The following is a 17055-nucleotide window of genomic DNA, read 5'->3' as shown; positions in this document are numbered from 1 at the left end:
AAATTCACCGCCGTTGAAGGGAAGATTCTCCTTCATACTAGGCACGGAGGCACGCAGGTCAAACCTGCTCTCTCAAATTTCGACCGCCCCGCAATCAGAATCATCCCACGAATACTCAGACGCAGCTTCGGATAGACCCGCGGCGGAGGGGGCGCCACCGCCATTGGCGCTGGGAGCCGAAGAGGTTATTGACTCTCGGCCATGACCTATACGATCGGCCTTGCCACCACCTTCCACGATCCCGCCATCGCGATCATCGGGCCCGATGGCGCGGTTCTCTTCGCCGAGGCGACCGAGCGCTACCTGCAATACAAGCGCGCGCCGAACTGCGAGCCGGATTCGGCGCCGCGCATGGAAGGGCTGCTCAAGCGCTACATCCCCAAGGATGCCGAGGTCCGCATCGCCACCAGCTGGGGCGAGGATTTCACCGGCTTCCTCGACCAGATGGCCCGCGCCGGCTCCTTCACGCTCGATGCCCTGCTCAAGCTCTCGCCCGAGCTCAACCGCTCGCTGGTGCCGGAGCGCGCCGAGCGCGCCCTGATCGCCTCGCTCCATCTCGGCCAGCAACGCGCCGGCATGGGCGTGCTGCTCGGGCTCGACCGCGCCTATGGCAAGGCCAATGTCACCGGCCTGAAGCGCTATGGCCACCATCTCAGCCATGCGGCCTATGCCTGCTGGTCCTCGCCCTTCGACAACGCCGCCTGCCTCGTCGTCGACGGCATGGGCGAGACCGGCGCCTCCGCGATCTTCGCGCTGGAGAACGGCAAGCTGCGCGAGGTGAAGCGCCACCGTGGGCGGGAATCGATCGGCTTCTATTTCGGGCTCGTCACCGATCTCGCCGGTTTCGACCAGGCCAAGGGCGAGGAATGGAAGATCATGGGGCTCGCGCCCTATGGCAAGACCGACCCGGAGCTGATGGCGCTGCTGCGCAAGCTCTACAGCATCGAGGGCCACAAGCTCTCCTTCGCCAAGGCGGATATCGTGCAGGGCGTCGCCGCCGAGATCCTGGCGAAGCGCCCGGCGGATGCGCTCGACCAGGGCTGGGCCGATCTCGCCCGCTGCGGGCAGGACGTCTTCGCCGAAATGATGGAAGCACTGCTCGGCGAAGCCGCAGCGCTCGTGCCAGTTGAAAACCTCGTCCTGGCCGGCGGCTGCGCGCTGAACTCGTCCTTCAACGGCAAGATCGCCGGCCGCCACAGCTTCAAGACGGTCTTCGTGCCCTCCGCCCCCGCCGACGACGGCAACGCGATCGGGGCTGCCTGGCTCGCCCATGCCGAGGCCAATCCCGGCTGGCACGCGCCGAAGGGGCCGTTGACGCCCTATCTCGGCTCGACAGTCTCGACCGAGCCCCTCGAACGCATGCAGCTCTGGGAAAAGCGCCTGCGCAAGCTCTCTCCCGGCGAGATCGCGCCGGTGACGGCCAAGCTCCTGACCGAGGGCAAGCTGATCGGCTGGGTGCAGGGCCGCGCCGAGTTCGGCCCGCGCGCGCTCGGCAACCGCTCGATCATCGCCGATCCGCGCCCTGCCGACGCTAAGGACATCCTCAACGCCAAGGTGAAATACCGCGAGGCGTTCCGGCCCTTCGCGCCCTCGATCCTGGCCGAGCACGCCGCCGACTGGTTCGAGACCTATCAGGACGCGCCCTATATGGAGCGCACGCTGGTCTGGAAGGAAGCTGTCCGCGACCGTGTCCCGGCCGTGGTCCATGAGGACGCGACCGGCCGGCTCCAGAGCGTCACGGCCGAGCGCAATCCGCGCTACCACGCGCTGATCTCGGCCTTCCATGACCTGACGGGCGTGCCGGTGATCCTCAACACCTCGTTCAACATCATGGGCAAGCCGATCCTGCACACGGCGGAGGACGCGATCCTGATGTTCTATACGAGCGGGCTCGACGCGCTGGTGATCGAAGACTGGCTGCTGGTGAAATAGCCGACGGGCGATCGATCCGTCGCGTTGATCGGTCAGATCACGCGAAATCGCTGGTCTCAGGCTGGTTTGTGGTCATTCTTCCGGCCTGCCCGAAGGAGACGACGTCATGCTGAAACTGCGCCCGAACTGCGAATGCTGCGACCGCGACCTGCCGCCGCAATCGCGCGACGCCTTGATCTGCACCTTCGAATGCACCTTCTGCAGCGACTGCGTCGAGACGCGCTTTGCCGGCGCCTGCCCGAACTGCGGCGGCGACCTCGTGCGCCGGCCGATCAGACCGGAGCGGCTGCTGGAGAAATACCCGGCCTCGACCGAGCGCGTCCGCAAGCCGCACCCGCAATGCGCGGCCGCTTGAGCGCATCAAAAGACGGCCGATCGATCGGCCAGGGAGTGCGCAATGACGTCCATGCCTGTCGTCTATGGTGCGCCCTACAGCGTCTATGTCCGTGCGGTCCGGCTAGCGCTTGAAGAAAAGGGCGTGGCCTATCGGCTGGACCCGGTCGATGTCTTCGCTGAGAACGGGCCGCCTGCTTCGCTGCTGGAGCGACAGCCATTCGGCCGCATCCCCGCCTTCGAACATGATGGCTTCCAGCTTTACGAAGCCGGCGCCATCGAACGCTATGTCGATGAGGCATTCCCCGGCCCCGCGCTCCAACCTTCCGCGCCGCGCGAACGAGCCCGCGTCAATCAGCTCACGAGCATCCTCGATTCCTACGCCTATCGCACGCTGGTCTGGGACATCTTTGTGGAGCGGGTCTCCGCCCCCAAGCAGGGACGCGCGCCGGACGGGGCGCGAATCCAGGCCGCCCTGCCCAAGGCGCAGCTATGCCTGCGTGCGATCAACGACCTGATGGATGGCGGGCCCTTCCTCGCCGGCGCCGAGCTGACGCTGGCCGATCTGCACGCCGCTCCCATGTTCGCCTATTTCGCACTGGCGCCGGAGGCTGAGGCGCTCCTCGCCGCGCAGCCCCTCATCGAGGCCTGGTGGGCGGACATGATGCGGCGGCCTGCCATGCAGGCCACCGCCTATCCCGCCTAAGCGGTTTCGCGGGAAAGATCGGCATAGGGCAGCCCGTGCCCGCTTTCGACGCGGGCGGATGCGCCGTGGCGGCGAGCCTCAGCTCGCCTGCTTGACCGCAATGCCCTTCTCTTCGAAGAGCTGCTGCAGTTCGCCGGCCTGGAACATCTCGCGGGTGATGTCGCAGCCGCCGATGAACTCGCCCTTGACGTAGAGCTGCGGGATCGTCGGCCAGTTCGAATAGGCCTTGATGCCCTCGCGGATCTCCTGATCCTCGAGCACGTTCACGCCCTTATAGGGCACGCCGATATAGCCGAGAATCTGGGCGACCTGGCCGGAGAAGCCGCACATCGGGAATTGCGGCGTGCCCTTCATGAACAGCACCACGTCGTTGTTCTTCACTTCCGCTTCGATGCGGGCATTGACGTCGGACATCGTCTCGTCTCCTGAAGCGGGTTCAAGGCCCGCCGGATGGTCTCGTTCTAATCTTGGGGAACGCTGGTCGTCAGCGCAAGGGCGTGCAGGACGCCGCCCATATTCCCCTGGAGCGCGGCATAGACCATCTGGTGCTGCTGCACCCGGGTCTTGCCCTTGAAGGCGGCCGAGACGACGGTCGCGGCATAGTGGTCGCCGTCGCCGGCCAGATCCTTGATCTCGATCGCCGCATCCGGCAGCGCCGCCTTGATCATGCGCTCGATCTCGTGCGCGTCCATCGCCATGGGTCGAACTCCTCAGGCCGCCTTGCCGGCCATGTAGGTCGGCAGCCAGTCTTCATGGATCTTGCGGAGATCGGTGATCGCCAGCGCCGGCTCGCCCGGCAGGGCAAGCGAAGCGCCGCCCGTCTTGCCGATGGCGAGCGCCGGCACGCCGGCAGCCTTGGCGGCAGCGATCACGGCATCGGCCTCAGCAGCCGGGACGGTCAGGACATAACGCGCCTGATCCTCGCCGAAGAGCGCGGCATGGACGGGGCCCGCCGGCAGCGTCTCGATGGTCGCGCCAATGCCCTTGGCCATCGCCATCTCGGCCAACGCCACGGCAAGGCCGCCATCCGACAGGTCATGACAGGTCGAGACCTTGCCCGACGTGATCAGCCCGCGCACGAAATCGCCGTTGCGGCGTTCGATCTTGAGATCGACCGGCGGCGGAGCGCCCTCCTCGCGGCCGCAGACGGTCGCGAGATAGGCGCTCTGGCCGAGCCAGCCCGTGGTCTCGCCGATCAGGATGATCGCCTCGTTCTCAGCCTTGAAGGCGACGGTCGCGTGCTTGGTGACATCGGCCATGACGCCGACGCCGCCGATGGTCGGGGTCGGCAGGATCGAGATGCCGTTGGTCTCGTTGTAGAGCGAGACGTTGCCCGACACGACCGGGAAGTCGAGCGCCTTGCAGGCCTCGCCGATGCCACGAACGCAGCCGACGAGCTGGCCCATGACTTCCGGCTTCTCGGGATTGCCGAAATTGAGGTTGTCGGTGACGGCGAGCGGCGTCGCGCCGGTCGCCGTCAGGTTGCGCCAGGCTTCGGCCACCGCCTGCTTGCCGCCCTCGAACGGATCGGCCTCGCAATAGCGCGGCGTCACGTCGGCGGTCATGGCGAGGCCCCGCGGCCCGTCCTCGATGCGGATCACGCCGGCATCGCCACCCGGCGTCACCGCCGAATTGCCGAGGATCAGCGTATCGTATTGCTCCCAGATCCAGCGCTTGGACGACAGGTCCGGCGAGCCGATCAGCGTCTTCAGCGCCTCGGCATTGCCGCAAGGCGGCGTCACGGTCTCGGCCGCGATGCGCTGCTGCGGCGCGGTCTCGATCCAGGGCCGGTCGTATTCCGGAGCCTCGTCGCCCAGCTCCTTGATCGGCAGGTCGGCCATGACCTCGCCCTGGTGCTTCACGACGAAGCGCAGCGTGTCGGTGGTGTGGCCGATGACGGCGAAGTCCAGACCCCACTTCTTGAAGATCGCCTCGGCGGCGTCCTCATGGCCGGGCTTGATCACCATGAGCATGCGCTCCTGGCTCTCCGACAGCATCATCTCATAGGCGCTCATGCCCTCCTCGCGGCAGGGTACCTTGTCGAGATCGAGCTCGACGCCGAGATCGCCCTTGGCGCCCATCTCGACGGCCGAGCAGGTCAGGCCGGCGGCGCCCATGTCCTGAATCGCATCGACATGGCCGGCAGCCATGATCTCGAGGCAGGCTTCGAGCAGCAGCTTCTCGGCGAAGGGGTCGCCGACCTGCACGGTCGGACGCTTCTCCTCCGACTTGTCGTCGAATTCGGCCGAGGCCATGGTCGCGCCGTGGATGCCGTCGCGGCCGGTCTTGGAGCCCAGATAGACGATCGCCTTACCGACGCCGGAGGCCTTGGCGTAGAAGATCTCGTCGGCCTGGGCGATGCCCACCGCCATCGCGTTGACGAGGATGTTGCCGTCATAGCGCGTGTGGAAGCCGGTGGCGCCGCCGACATTCGGCACGCCGAAGGAATTGCCGTAGCCGCCGATGCCGGCGACGACGCCGGAGACGAGATGGCGGGTCTTCGGATGATCCGGCGAGCCGAAGCGCAAGGCGTCGAGCACCGCGATCGGGCGCGCGCCCATGGTGAAGACGTCGCGCAGGATGCCGCCGACGCCCGTCGTCGCGCCCTGATAGGGCTCGATGAAGGACGGGTGATTGTGGCTTTCCATCTTGAAGACGATGGCGGTGCCCTCGCCGATATCGATGACGCCGGCATTCTCGCCCGGCCCCTGGATCACCCAGGGCGCCTTGGTCGGCAGCGTCTTCAGATGGATTTTCGACGACTTGTAGGAGCAGTGCTCGTTCCACATCGCCGAGACGATGCCGAGTTCGGTGATCGTCGGCTCGCGGCCGATCAGATGCAGGAAGCGCTGGTACTCGTCCGGCTTCAGGCCGTGCTCGGCGACGAGCTGCGGGGTGATCTTGATGTCGTTCGGAATCACGGGCTCAGGGTTCCTGGCGGTCCGGCGATAGGGGTTGGCAGGGGCATAGCCTGCCTTAACGTGCGAGACAACGGATTCCCGGCTCGCCCTTGAAGCAGGTTGGTCCGATGTGTATAACATACACACTTTTTACACATTGAAGTGCTCCGATGCGCACCAATATCGAGCTCGATGACGAGTTGCTCGCCGAAGCGATGGAGGCGACCGGCTTGCCGACCAAGCGCGCGACCGTCGAGGAAGCGTTGCGGCTCGTCGTTCAGCAACATCGCCAGCGCCGCGCCTTGCAAGAGTTGGCCGGCTTGGGTTGGGAAGGCGACCTCGACGCCATGAGGCGGGTTGAAGTGTCGCCGGACCGGCAGTGATCCTCGTCGACTCGTCTGTCTGGATTGCGTTGCTGCGTGGCGAGGCATCGCCCCAAGTCGCGCAACTGACCGCTGCCGAGCACGTCTCCGATATCCTGATCGGAGACCTCATTCTGACGGAGGTGTTGCAGGGAGCGCGCGACGACAAGCATGCTGCGACGATCGAAGCGTCGATGTCCGCTTTTCCTATCGTTCCTCTGCTCGGGGCTGCGCTCGCCCCCCGCGCCGCCGCAAACTATCGCCTGCTTCGCCAACGCGGGATCACCATACGCAAGACGGCCGATGTGATCATCGCCACCTATTGCATCGAGCATGGCCATTTGCTGCTTCATCAGGATCGCGATTTCGATCCGATGATCGAGCATTGCGGCCTTCGCGCGCTTTAGCTCAGACCGCCAGCTGTACCAACGCGCCCCTGAGCGGCGCCGGGATCGGCACCGGCTTCTGGCCCGCGCGTTCGACATAGACATGGGTGAAGCGCCCTTGCGCCGCCGCCTGCGCGCCGCCCTGCCGGAAGATGCCGATGCGATAGGTGACCGAGCTGTTGCCGAGGCGCTCGACCGCGATCCCGGCCTCCACCGTCTCGGGGAAGGCGACGCTCTCGAAATAGGTGCAAGCCGTCTCGACCACGAGCCCGACGATCTCGCTGCCGGCAAGATCAAGGAAGCCGTTCTCGATCAGCCAGGCATTCACCGCGGTGTCGAACCAGCCGTAATAGACGACATTGTTGACGTGCCCGTAGGCGTCGTTGTCGTGCCAGCGTGTCGGGATGGCGCGGAAGACGCGGAAATCGGCGCGGGTCAGGCGCGGCTGGCGCTCGCTCATGTCCCGGGAGCCTCTTCCCCGTCATGCTCGCCCTTGTGGCGAGCACCCACGTCTTGAACACAGGATTGCACAAAAGAAGACGTGGATGGTCGGGACAAGCCCGACCATGACGATACGGGCAGATTCACGCCTAGCCTCCTCCCGGTTTCTCGCCCGCCTTGATCTCCAGCACGCCGAGCGCATCGGCCAGCCGCGCCTTGGCTGAGCCGGGCTTCAGCGGCTTCTGCTGGCTTTCATGCGGCGCCCAGCCGGAAACCCAGACGAATTCGAAGGTCGCGGGCAGGCGTCCGTCCGGGTCGGCAAAGCGTTCGGCATAGAGCGAAGCCGCGCGCAGCAGCGTCTCTCGCCGAAGCGGCGTCTTGCGCCGGGCGACGAGCGCGTTGGCCCAGCCCATGGCGCGCAGGTCGCGCAGCAGCCCGAAGGCATCGCGATAGCGCACGGTCACGATCTCGCTGTCGATGACGGGCAAAGCGAAGCCGGCGCGCTGCAACAGCCCACCGAGATCGCGCAGGTCGGCGAAGGGGGCGACGCGCGGGCTGACGCCGCCCATCGTCTCGCTCTCGGCTTCGAGCAGCGCCTGCCTGAGCTCCTGCAGCGTCCGGCCGCCGAGCAGACAGCCCATGAACAGGCCGTCGGGCTTGAGCGCCCGCTTGATCTGGATGAGCGCGCCGGGCAGGTCGTTGACCCCGTGCAGCGCGAGCAGCGAGACGGCGAGATCGAGCGAGCCGGCTGCGAAAGGCAGGCTTTCGAGATCGCCGACGAGATCGGCCGGCGCCCCTGCGGTTTCCGCCATGCGCAGCAGCCGCCCGGCCCGGCCGGCAAGCACGGGCGCGACGACGGGCAAGGCCGTGCCGAGATCGGCCGCGACCGCGAACTCGCGCAGCACCGCACCGAGCCGATCCTCCAGATCACTAGCCGCCCGTTGCAGCAGGAAATCCGGATAGTCGCCGGCAAGCGCGCGCCTCAGCCGCGAACGGCCGAGCGCCCGATCGAAGACGAGACTCTGGTCACTCAACTTTGCACCGTCGGCAAGACACAAGCCCTCGTCCCTGGAGACGTCATTCCTATTCGGAATGGCTCCTCAGGACGAGGGCTGAGTTGAACGGATCCTGCACGACTCAGCGGTCGAGCAGCTTCTCGATTTCCGCGCGCAGTTGCGGGCCGAGATCGCCACGGTCGAGCGCATAGGCGACGTTCGCCGCAAGGAAGCCGATCTTCGAACCGGCATCGTAGATCTCGCCGTCGAAGCGCACAGCGTAGAACGGCTCCTGACGCGACAGGGCGATCATCGAATCGGTGAGCTGGATCTCGCCGCCCGCGCCCTTCTCCTGGTTGGCGAGCAGGTTGAAGATCGTCGGCTGCAGAATGTAGCGGCCGGAAATGTGGAGGTTCGACGGGGCCGTGCCTTTCGGCGGCTTCTCGACCATGCCGGTGATCTTCGAGACCTTGGCCTTGGCGTCCTGAACCCCGACGATGCCGTATTGATGCGTCTGGTCGTCCGGCACGGGCGCAACGGCGACATGATTGCCGCCATGCTGCTCATAGGCATCGATCATCTCGGCGAGGCAGCCCTTGCCCTGGCTGTAATGCAGCATATCCGGCAGCAGCAGCGCGAAGGGCTCGTCGCCGACGATCTCGCGCGCGCACCAGACGGCATGGCCGAGGCCGAGCGGCGCCTGCTGGCGGGTGAAACTGGTCGCCCCCGCAGCCGGCAGGTCGTGCTTCAGCGCCTCCAGCTCCTTCACCTTGTTGCGTTTGGCCAGCGTGTCGTCGAGTTCGTAGGCCATGTCGAAATGGTCTTCGATCACCGCCTTGTTGCGGCCGGTGACGAAGATGAAATGCTCGATGCCGGCGGCGCGCGCCTCGTCAACGACATGCTGCACGACCGGACGGTCGACGATGGTCAGCATCTCCTTCGGGATCGCCTTGGTGGCGGGCAGGAAGCGGGTGCCGAGACCAGCGACAGGAAGAACGGCCTTGCGGATGCGTTTCGTCATGCAAAATCCATTGGGCGCGATAGCCTTGCCGAAGCAAGGCGATGGTGGGGACGGCCGCACAACTGTCATGGTTGCCGGCCATCAGGCGGTATTAGCCGACAGGCCTTGAGAAGCCGTCAACGGTTTTTCGATAGGTTCGGTTCCTGACGAAGATGAGGCGAGAGAGAGACGATGGCGGTATTGGTTTCCGGCGGCGCCGGCTACATCGGCAGCCATATGGTCCTGGAATTGCTCGACCGCGGCGAGAAGGTCGTGGTTCTCGACAATCTCTCCACCGGCTTCTGGTGGGCGGTGCCGCCCGAGGCGATCTTCGTCCAGGGCGATATCGGCAACCAGGAACTCGTCGAGGGCCTGATCGGCGAATATGGGATCAGCGAGATCGCGCACTTCGCCGCCAGGATCGTGGTTCCGGAATCTGTTTCTGACCCTCTGGGCTATTATTTCAACAATACCGTGAAGACCCGCGCCCTGATCGAGAGCGCAGCGCGCAAGGGCGTGAAGCACGTCATCTTTTCCTCCACCGCCGCCGTCTATGGCGAGCCGCCGGTCTCGCCGGTGCCGGAGGAGATCGCGCTGAACCCGATCAACCCTTACGGCCGCTCCAAGCTGATGAGCGAGTGGATGTTGCAGGATGCGGCAAATGCGCATGGCTTCACTTATATCGCCCTGCGCTATTTTAACGTGTCCGGCGCCGATCCGAAGGGGCGCTCCGGCCAGTCCTCACCGCACGCCACCCATCTCATCAAGGTCGCGAGCCAGGCGGCGCTCGGCCAGCGCGACGGCCTCACCGTCTTCGGCACCGATTATGCGACGCCCGACGGCACTTGTGTGCGCGACTACATCCACGTCACCGACCTCGCCCGCGCCCACCTCGCCGCGCTCGACCATCTGCGCAGCGGTGGCGAGAGCCTGACGCTGAACTGCGGCTATGGTCGCGGCTATTCGGTGAAGGAGGTCGTCGCGGTCGTGAAGAAGGTCTCCGGCGTCGATTTCCCGGTGACGCTGGCGGAGCGCCGGGCCGGCGACCCGGCCTCGCTGATCGCCCGCGCCGACCGCATCCGCGCGGAACTGGGCTGGCAGCCCGAGCATGACGACCTCGAACAGATCGTCGGCCAGGCACTCGCCTGGGAAGAGAAGCTCAGGACGAAGAACGCCACGGCCTGAGCAGGCCGTACTTGAGAAGAAACCTTCGTCATCCCGGACGCAGCGAAGCGGAGATCCGGGATTCATGCCAGAGCCTCACTCGGAAGCACTCCGGCATGGATCCCGGGTCAAGCCCGGGATGACCATGAAGTTCAGAGGCCGCTCGTGAAAGCGCCGCCTCAGGACGCCGCCTCTTCCTCCATCGGCTCGCAGACTTCGAGCACGGTCAGGCGCTTGACGTCGCCGGAGCGCGTCGTCCAGTCGATCGAGCGCTCGGCCGCCATGCCGATCAGCGCGACGCCGATCGGCGTCATCACCGAGATGCGGTTCTTCTCGATATCGGCATGCTCAGGCCAGACCAGCGTGATCGTGCTCTCCCGCTTGGTGGTTTCGTCGCGATAGACGATCCGGCTGCCGATCCGGGCATGGTCATGCGAGACGCGCCCCTCCGGCAGGATGCGGGCGCGGTCGAGCTCATGGGTCAGCTCGGCGGCGAGATCGGGCATGGTGTTGGCCGCGCCGGCCGCGATGCGGCTCAGCATGGCATGGTCCGCGGCCGTGACGGTGATGGCGGGACGCTTGGTGGACATCAGGACAGGTCTTTCATCGAAAAGGCGAGCGCCCGCCGGCGGTTGAAATCCGCGCGGCATCAAAAAGGTCGAACTCGCAGGAAAAAGCGGCAGAGCAGGCGCACCCCCGAACCGGAGGCGCCAAGCGCGACAGGCCCGGGGCTAGAAGCCCGCGATAAGGTTGCCCGAGCGGTGCAGACCGCGGCGGAAGGGGGACGCGCTATTCATCACCACAGAATCTGACAATCGCCGGAGCTTGTCAAATCACGAATGCCGCAACGATCGTACCCTGAATTAACCGCTGGTTAATCTTGTTCGGGCGCTGTGAAGATGTTTCCATCCAGCATTCGCCGGGAGTGTCCATGCGCCTGTCCGTCATCGCAGCCTCAGTCCTGATCAGCCTGGCACCGGCGCTGGCCCAGACCACCGGCTCGATCAACGTGTCCGGCGCCCATGCCCGCAGCAATGCCCAGGCGACCCCGGCGAGCGCCTCCTTCGACGTCTTCGTGCAACGGCTCTGGCCGCAGGCGCAGGCACGCGGCATCTCGCGCCCGACATTCGACCTCGCCTTCCGCGGCGTGACGCCGGATTCATCCATCGTCGCGCTCACCAAGAAGCAGTCGGAATTCAGCGCCCCGATCTGGAACTATCTGGAGAACGCCGTCGGCGGCTCCCGCATCCAGCGCGGGCGCGAGGCCGCGGCGGAGAATGCCTCCGTCCTCTCCCAGGTCGAGGCGCGCTATGGCGTGCCCAAGGAGATCGTCCTCGGCGTCTGGGGCATGGAGACCAATTACGGCTCGTTCAAGGGCAGCAAGGACGTCATCCGCTCGCTGGCGACGCTCGCCTCGATCCGCTATCGCGGCGACTTCTTCCGCGACGAATTGCTGACCGCGCTGGAGTTGATCGAGAAGGGCCATGTCGAGCGCAGCGAGCTGAAGGGCTCCTGGGCCGGCGCCATGGGCCATACCCAGTTCATGCCGTCGAGCTACATGAAATACGCGGTCGACTGGACCGGCGACGGCCATGCCGACATCTGGACCTCGTCGAGCGACGCCATCGCCTCCACCGCCAATTACCTCAAGGGCTATGGCTGGGTGCCCGGCCTGCCCTGGGGCATGGAGGTGACGCTGCCCGCCGGCTTCGATCACCGCCTGGACAAGGCGAGCTTCTCCGCCTTCGCGTCTGCCGGCATCCGCCGCGCCGATGGCGGACGCCTGCCCTCCTCCGGCGAAGGCCGTCTGTTCTACCCGGCCGGGCATACCGGCCCGGTGATGCTGCTCACGGCCAATTTCGACGTCATCAAGAAATACAACTCGTCCGACGCCTATGCGATGGCCGTCGGCCATCTCGGCGACCGCATCGCCGGGCGCGCCGCCATCCAGGGGAACTGGCCGACCAAGGCACCGCGCCTCGACATGGCCGCAACCCGCGATCTCCAGCACCGTCTGAAGGCGCTCGGTCTCTACAATCACGATGCCGACGGGCGCATCGGCACCGGCACGCGCGAGGCGGTCCGGCGCTATCAGATCAGCGCCGGTGAGATCGCCGACGGCTACCCGACCCCAGCCCTTTTGACCAAGCTGCGCGGCAAACGCTGACTCCGGATCCATCACCGCCTATAATGGCCGACGAGGGGTAATCACCGGATCGGCCGATGCGCCTGCGTTCGCTTGCCATGGTCTTGGCTGCCGCCTGCCTGCTCCTCGTGACGGGCGGGCCGGTGTCCCTCGCCCAGCAGCAACAGCAGCGCAGCCTGTTCCAGATGTTCTGGCAAATACCGGCGCAACCGCGGACCGCGCCGCAGCCGCGCCAGCGCGTCGCGCCTGTCGCCCGCCGCCGCGATGCGCCCGTCGTCGTCCGCGACGACCCCGTCATCCCCAAGGTCGATGTCAGCACCCATATTGTCGTGATGGGCGATTCCCTCGCGAACCTCCTTGCGAACGGGCTGGACGACGCCCTCAACAACCGCCCCGATGTCGAGGTGATCCACCGGGCCAAGCCCGATTCCGGCCTGGTGCGGAGCGATTTCTACGACTGGCCGAAGGTCGTTTCCGAGTTGCTCGCCAGCGACCAGAAGATCAGCATCGGCGTGGTCCTGCTCGGTCTCAACGACCGGCAGCCGCTCCGCGAGGGCGAGACCGTCCACGAGCCCTTGAGCCCGCGCTGGCTCGAACTCTACCGCGACCGGGTCGACGCCATCGCCAACGCCTTTTCCGCCAAGCGCGTACCCTTGATCTGGGTCGGCGCGCCGCCGATGCAGAATGGGCGGCTCTCGGCCGACATGATCACCTTCAACGACCTCTACCGCCAGCGCGTCGAGAAAGCGGGCGGGCAATATATCGATCTCTGGGGCGGCTTCGTCGATGCCGAAAACCGCTATGTCGCGACCGGCCCCGACGTCTCCGGCCAGCCGGTGCGACTGCGGCTCGGCGACGGCATTCATTTCACCGCTGCCGGCGCGCGCAAGGCCGCGCATTTCGTCGATCTGGTCATCCGCCGCATGATCGAGGCTGCCCCGCAGAACAGCGTCATCGCCCTGCCCGTCTCGCCCGAGACCGGCGCGCCGAGCGCCCTTGAGCTCCAACCCGGCGGCGTCGAGCGCCTGATCGACCAGATGGTCGCGGGCATTCCGACCATCGGCCTGCCCGCCGCCTTGCAGGCGCGCCCGCTCGCCGGGCCGATCCAGCCGCTCACCGGTCAGGCCGCACTCTCCGAGCAGCCGCTCCTCGCCTCGATCACCGAGGCGCGCGGGCGTGGCGATGCCGCCCTCCAGCTCGAACGCGTTTTCGGCCAAGGCATCGCGCCGGACCCGGTCCCGGGCCGGCTCGACGATTATCGCTGGCCGCGCTGAGCGCGCCTCACCCCGCCATCAGTCGGTCGAAGACCGGATCGGGATCGTCGACCTCGACCAGTTTCTTACCGGTGATCACCCAGACCCGCGTCGCCACGGCCCTGACGAAGGCGCGGTCATGGCTGACCAGCAGGCAGGCCGTTTCCTGCTTGATCAGTTCGCTCTCCAGCATGTCCTGCCCCTCGATATCGAGATGGTTGGTCGGCTCGTCGAGCAGATAAAAGTTCGGCTCGGCCAGACGCAGCAGCAGCATTGCGAGTCGCGCCCGCTGCCCACCGGACAGACGCGCCGTCGGCGCGGTCTGCGCCTCGCCCGCGATCCCCGCGCCGGCGAGCACGGTGCGCGCCGTCTGGTCGCCGAGGTCGCTGGAGCGCTTCACCGCATCCCAGGGCGTGCGCCAGGCATCGAGCTGCGACAGGGACTGGTCGGAATAGCCGGCCTTCAGGGTCGCAGCGCCCCGGATATCCGTGTCGGAACCATCAAGCGCCGCCTGCAATCGCGCAACGAAACGCGTCTTGCCACTGCCATTGGCGCCGAGCAACGCGATCCGGTCTCCCTTCTCGATCCAGAGCGGCCCGGTGCGAAACAGCAGGCGCCCGTCCGGCGTGGCGACCGCGGTTTCCTTGATCGCGACCAATGCCTTGGCATGGGTGCCGCTGCTGGCGAGCCGAATCGTCCCGGCTGAGCGCTCCTTATGGCCGGGCTTCGCCTGTTCCTCCAGCTTGTCGGCGCGCTCGGAGAGCTGCTTGGTCTTGACCACCAACAGGTCCGAGCCGGAATTGATGCCGATATTCTTCAGCTTGGCCGCCTGCTGCCGGAGAGCTTTGACCTTGCGCATCTCGTTTTCGAACTGCCGGTCGCGCGCCGCGTCACGCTCCTCCAGCGCCTGCAGGGCGCGCGAATAGGGCAAGGCGAAATCGGCGCTCTCTGCCGGACGCAGGAACAGGGTGCGCGTGCTGACATCGTCGAGGAAGGCGCGGTCATGGCTCGCCGCGACCACGGCGCAATCGCGCGGCAGGTTGGCGAGGAAGCGCTCCAGCAGGCCGATCCGTTCGAGATCGAGATGGTTGGTCGGTTCGTCCAGCAAGAGCAAGTCGGGTTCGATCACGACGGCCCGCGCCAGCAGCATCGTGCGCTGCCAGCCGCCGGAAAGGCTGCCGACCACGCGGCTGCGCAGGCTTTCCTCGACCATGAGATCGTCGAGCAGCACGTCGACGCGCCAGCTCTCCGTCTCGGCCGCCTCGGCATCGAGCGCGTCCAGCACGGCATCGTAGAGGCTCATCGGCAGCAGCCGCTCGGGCGGGTCCTGCGGTGCGAAGGCGGTGACGAGGCCGCGCGAGCGGGTCAGCGTCCCGCCGCTCGCCTCCTCCGTGCCGGCCAGGATACGCAGGAGCGAGGATTTGCCGCGTCCATTGGCGGCGACGAGGCCGAGGCGGTCGCCCTTGGCGATGGCGAGGTCGAGGCCGGCAAAGAGCGGCGCGCTGCGCGCGAGCGAGAGGTCTTTCAGGGTGATCAGGGACATCGGAATCTCATGAAGTCAGGCATGCGCGCAGGAGCGCGCCGAGAAAGGCTGACGATGAGACGACGATGCGTTCCCGGTCAGCCCCGCGAGGTGAAGCGCGGGGCGCAGACAGGTCCGCGGGTGCGGCAATGGAAGCGGCGGCGCGGCGCTTGCTTCCCCTTCTGGTTCGATTCCATGGCGGTGATCATAGCGATGGCGGCGGCAATGAACAGTGGCCGGCTGATCACTTCCAAAGCGAAACCCGCGTCTTGGGCATCCGACAGGAAACGCCAGCCCTCATCCTGAGGAGGCCTGGAAGGGCCGTCTCGAAGGATGGTCCAGATGGTTCGGGAGTCTCCTGGAACATCCTTCGAGACGCGAGCCTTCGGCCCGCTCCTCAGGATGAGGGCTCAAAACCGAGGCACACTTCTTCCATTCACATCGGCAGGATCGTCGCGCCCATCAGTTCCTTGTCGATGGCATGCGCGGCCTGGCGGCCCTCGCGGATCGCCCAGACCACCAGCGACTGGCCGCGGCGCATGTCGCCGGCGACGAAGACCTTGCCGACGCTGGTCTTGTAGTCGCGGTCATTGGCGACGACGTTGGCGCGCTTGTCCACGGCCGCGCCAGATTGCGCGATCATGCCCTCGATCACCGAGCCGGCAAAGCCGATGGCGAGGAAGCAGAGATCGGCCTGGAGCACGAATTCGGTGCCGGGGATCGGCTTGCGCTTCTCGTCGACGCGGGCGCATTTCACGCCGGTGAGCCGGCCGTTGCGGCCTTCGAGCCCGAGCGTCGCCGCCTGGAACTCGCGCTCGGCGCCTTCCGCCTGCGAGGACGAGGTACGGAACTTCGTCGGCCAATACGGCCAGACGGTGAGCTTGTCCTCCAGCTCCGGCGCCATCGGCCGGATGTCGAGCTGCGTCACCGAGAGCGCGCCTTGCCGGAAGGCGGTGCCGACGCAGTCCGAGGCCGTGTCGCCGCCGCCGACCACGACGACATGCTTGCCGGCCGCGCTGATCGGCTCAAGGCTGGATATGTCCTCGCCGCCGACGCGCTTGTTCTGCTGGGTCAGGTACGGCATCGCGTAGTGGACGCCGGCGAGATTGGTGTCCGGCAAGCCGGGATCGCGCGGCGCTTCCGCCCCGCCGGTCATCAGCACCGCATCATGCTCGGCCATCAGCGTGGCGAAGGGCAGATTGACGCCGATATTGGCGTTGTAGTGGAAGGTCACGCCCTCCGCCTCCATCTGCTTCACCCGGCGGTCGATATGCTTCTTCTCCATCTTGAAGTCGGGGATGCCGTAGCGCAGCAGGCCGCCGGCCTTAGCCTCCCGCTCATAGAGATGGACATCATGCCCGACGCGGGCGAGCTGCTGCGCCGCAGCCATCCCGGCAGGGCCGGAGCCAACGATGGCGATGCGCTTGCCCGTGCGCTTGGCCGGGATTTCCGGCGCGATCCAGCCCTCTTCCCAGCCCTTGTCGGCGATCGCCTGCTCGATCGTCTTGATCGTCACCGGCATGTTCTCGAGGTTGAGCGTGCAGGCCTCCTCGCAAGGAGCGGGGCAGATGCGGCCGGTGAATTCCGGGAAGTTGTTGGTGGAGTGGAGGTTGCGCAAAGCATCCTCCCAGCCGCCGGAATAGACCAGCTCGTTCCAGTCCGGGATCTGGTTATGGACCGGGCAGCCGGTCGGCCCATGGCAGAACGGAATGCCGCAATCCATGCAGCGCGCCGCCTGCTTCTTGATGTCGCGCTCCTCCAAGGGAAGCGTGAACTCGCGGAAATGCCGGATGCGGTCGCCGGCGAGCTGATACTTCTGCTCCTGCCGGTCGAATTCGAGAAAGCCCGTGACCTTGCCCATGCCGTTTCTCTCGCCGTGTGCGCGGGGCGTCCCCGTGCGCGTGCCTTAACCTGA

Annotated in this window: 17 protein-coding genes; 8 read left to right on the top strand and 9 right to left on the bottom strand. The window is 66.3% G+C overall.

The features are described 5' to 3' along the window. Positions 1 to 201: 201 nt before the first annotated feature. From AC6RIC_RS06870 to AC6RIC_RS06860, 3 genes are all read left to right on the top strand, one after another. The gene (locus tag AC6RIC_RS06870) at positions 202 to 1932 is read left to right on the top strand and encodes a carbamoyltransferase family protein (protein WP_499735610.1); all 1731 of its coding nucleotides are present in this window, start codon (positions 202 to 204) and stop codon (positions 1930 to 1932) included. 106 nt (positions 1933 to 2038) lie between these two features. Beyond that, complete coding sequence (locus tag AC6RIC_RS06865; protein ID WP_454655651.1) at positions 2039 to 2287, top strand: DUF1272 domain-containing protein; 249 nt, start codon at positions 2039 to 2041, stop codon at positions 2285 to 2287. Positions 2288 to 2329: 42 nt separating this feature from the next. Next, positions 2330 to 2971 carry a glutathione S-transferase family protein gene (locus tag AC6RIC_RS06860; RefSeq protein ID WP_499735609.1) on the top strand — a complete coding sequence of 214 codons (642 nt, stop codon included), beginning with the start codon at positions 2330 to 2332 and terminating at the stop codon, positions 2969 to 2971. A 78-nt stretch (positions 2972 to 3049) separates the two neighbouring features. On the opposite strand, the gene grxD is transcribed toward AC6RIC_RS06860, so the two are convergent. The 3 genes from grxD to purL are packed head-to-tail and all read right to left on the bottom strand — an operon-like array spanning position 3050 to position 5892. Beyond that, positions 3050 to 3385 carry a Grx4 family monothiol glutaredoxin gene (gene grxD / locus AC6RIC_RS06855; protein ID WP_293810373.1) on the bottom strand — a complete coding sequence of 112 codons (336 nt, stop codon included), beginning with the start codon at positions 3383 to 3385 and terminating at the stop codon, positions 3050 to 3052. A gap of 47 nt (positions 3386 to 3432) precedes the next feature. Continuing rightward, positions 3433 to 3669, bottom strand: coding sequence for a BolA family protein (locus tag AC6RIC_RS06850; RefSeq protein WP_061970071.1), 237 nt, complete (start codon positions 3667 to 3669; stop codon positions 3433 to 3435). A gap of 12 nt (positions 3670 to 3681) precedes the next feature. After that, the gene (gene purL, locus AC6RIC_RS06845; protein WP_499735608.1) at positions 3682 to 5892 is read right to left on the bottom strand and encodes a phosphoribosylformylglycinamidine synthase subunit PurL; all 2211 of its coding nucleotides are present in this window, start codon (positions 5890 to 5892) and stop codon (positions 3682 to 3684) included. A 149-nt stretch (positions 5893 to 6041) separates the two neighbouring features. On the opposite strand from purL, the gene AC6RIC_RS06840 reads away from it, so the two are divergent. Together AC6RIC_RS06840 and vapC are read left to right on the top strand one after the other, a co-directional pair. Then, positions 6042 to 6254, top strand: a complete 213-nt coding sequence (locus AC6RIC_RS06840; RefSeq protein WP_454655647.1) for a type II toxin-antitoxin system VapB family antitoxin — start codon at positions 6042 to 6044, stop codon at positions 6252 to 6254. Continuing rightward, the gene (gene vapC, locus AC6RIC_RS06835) at positions 6251 to 6640 is read left to right on the top strand and encodes a type II toxin-antitoxin system VapC family toxin (protein ID WP_499735607.1); all 390 of its coding nucleotides are present in this window, start codon (positions 6251 to 6253) and stop codon (positions 6638 to 6640) included. Before AC6RIC_RS06840 ends, vapC begins: the two co-directional genes overlap by 4 nt. Position 6641: 1 nt before the next feature. Here vapC and AC6RIC_RS06830 read toward each other — a convergent pair whose 3' ends face one another. The 3 genes from AC6RIC_RS06830 to galU form a co-directional block, all read right to left on the bottom strand. Continuing rightward, complete coding sequence (locus AC6RIC_RS06830; RefSeq protein ID WP_499735606.1) at positions 6642 to 7079, bottom strand: acyl-CoA thioesterase; 438 nt, start codon at positions 7077 to 7079, stop codon at positions 6642 to 6644. 130 nt (positions 7080 to 7209) lie between these two features. Next, positions 7210 to 8094: a methyltransferase domain-containing protein gene (locus AC6RIC_RS06825; RefSeq protein ID WP_499735605.1), complete on the bottom strand. Its 885-nt coding sequence runs from the start codon at positions 8092 to 8094 to the stop codon at positions 7210 to 7212. Between the two features lie 103 nt (positions 8095 to 8197). Continuing rightward, entirely contained in the window at positions 8198 to 9076 is an 879-nt protein-coding gene (gene galU / locus AC6RIC_RS06820; protein ID WP_454655643.1) for a UTP--glucose-1-phosphate uridylyltransferase GalU, read from the bottom strand. Between the two features lie 171 nt (positions 9077 to 9247). Here galU and galE point away from each other — a divergent pair, with 171 nt between their 5' ends. Beyond that, positions 9248 to 10240: a UDP-glucose 4-epimerase GalE gene (gene galE / locus AC6RIC_RS06815; protein ID WP_499735604.1), complete on the top strand. Its 993-nt coding sequence runs from the start codon at positions 9248 to 9250 to the stop codon at positions 10238 to 10240. A 158-nt stretch (positions 10241 to 10398) separates the two neighbouring features. On the opposite strand, the gene rnk is transcribed toward galE, so the two are convergent. Continuing rightward, entirely contained in the window at positions 10399 to 10809 is a 411-nt protein-coding gene (rnk, locus tag AC6RIC_RS06810; protein ID WP_454655641.1) for a nucleoside diphosphate kinase regulator, read from the bottom strand. Between the two features lie 341 nt (positions 10810 to 11150). Here rnk and AC6RIC_RS06805 point away from each other — a divergent pair, with 341 nt between their 5' ends. Together AC6RIC_RS06805 and AC6RIC_RS06800 are read left to right on the top strand one after the other, a co-directional pair. Next, entirely contained in the window at positions 11151 to 12386 is a 1236-nt protein-coding gene (locus AC6RIC_RS06805) for a lytic murein transglycosylase (RefSeq protein ID WP_499735603.1), read from the top strand. A 56-nt stretch (positions 12387 to 12442) separates the two neighbouring features. Then, entirely contained in the window at positions 12443 to 13639 is a 1197-nt protein-coding gene (locus AC6RIC_RS06800; RefSeq protein ID WP_499735602.1) for an SGNH/GDSL hydrolase family protein, read from the top strand. A 7-nt stretch (positions 13640 to 13646) separates the two neighbouring features. On the opposite strand, the gene AC6RIC_RS06795 is transcribed toward AC6RIC_RS06800, so the two are convergent. Together AC6RIC_RS06795 and AC6RIC_RS06790 are read right to left on the bottom strand one after the other, a co-directional pair. Beyond that, on the bottom strand, positions 13647 to 15161 hold the full coding sequence (locus AC6RIC_RS06795; RefSeq protein WP_499735601.1) for an ABC-F family ATP-binding cassette domain-containing protein: 1515 nt from the start codon (positions 15159 to 15161) through the stop codon (positions 13647 to 13649). Positions 15162 to 15576: 415 nt separating this feature from the next. Then, the gene (locus tag AC6RIC_RS06790) at positions 15577 to 17001 is read right to left on the bottom strand and encodes a glutamate synthase subunit beta (RefSeq protein ID WP_499735600.1); all 1425 of its coding nucleotides are present in this window, start codon (positions 16999 to 17001) and stop codon (positions 15577 to 15579) included. Between the last annotated feature and the right edge of the window lie 54 nt (positions 17002 to 17055).

Source organism: Allobosea sp. TBD101 (assembly GCF_059817965.1).
The sequence above is the reverse complement of the archived record's forward strand: the minus strand, read 5'-3'. Positions and strand labels throughout refer to the sequence as shown.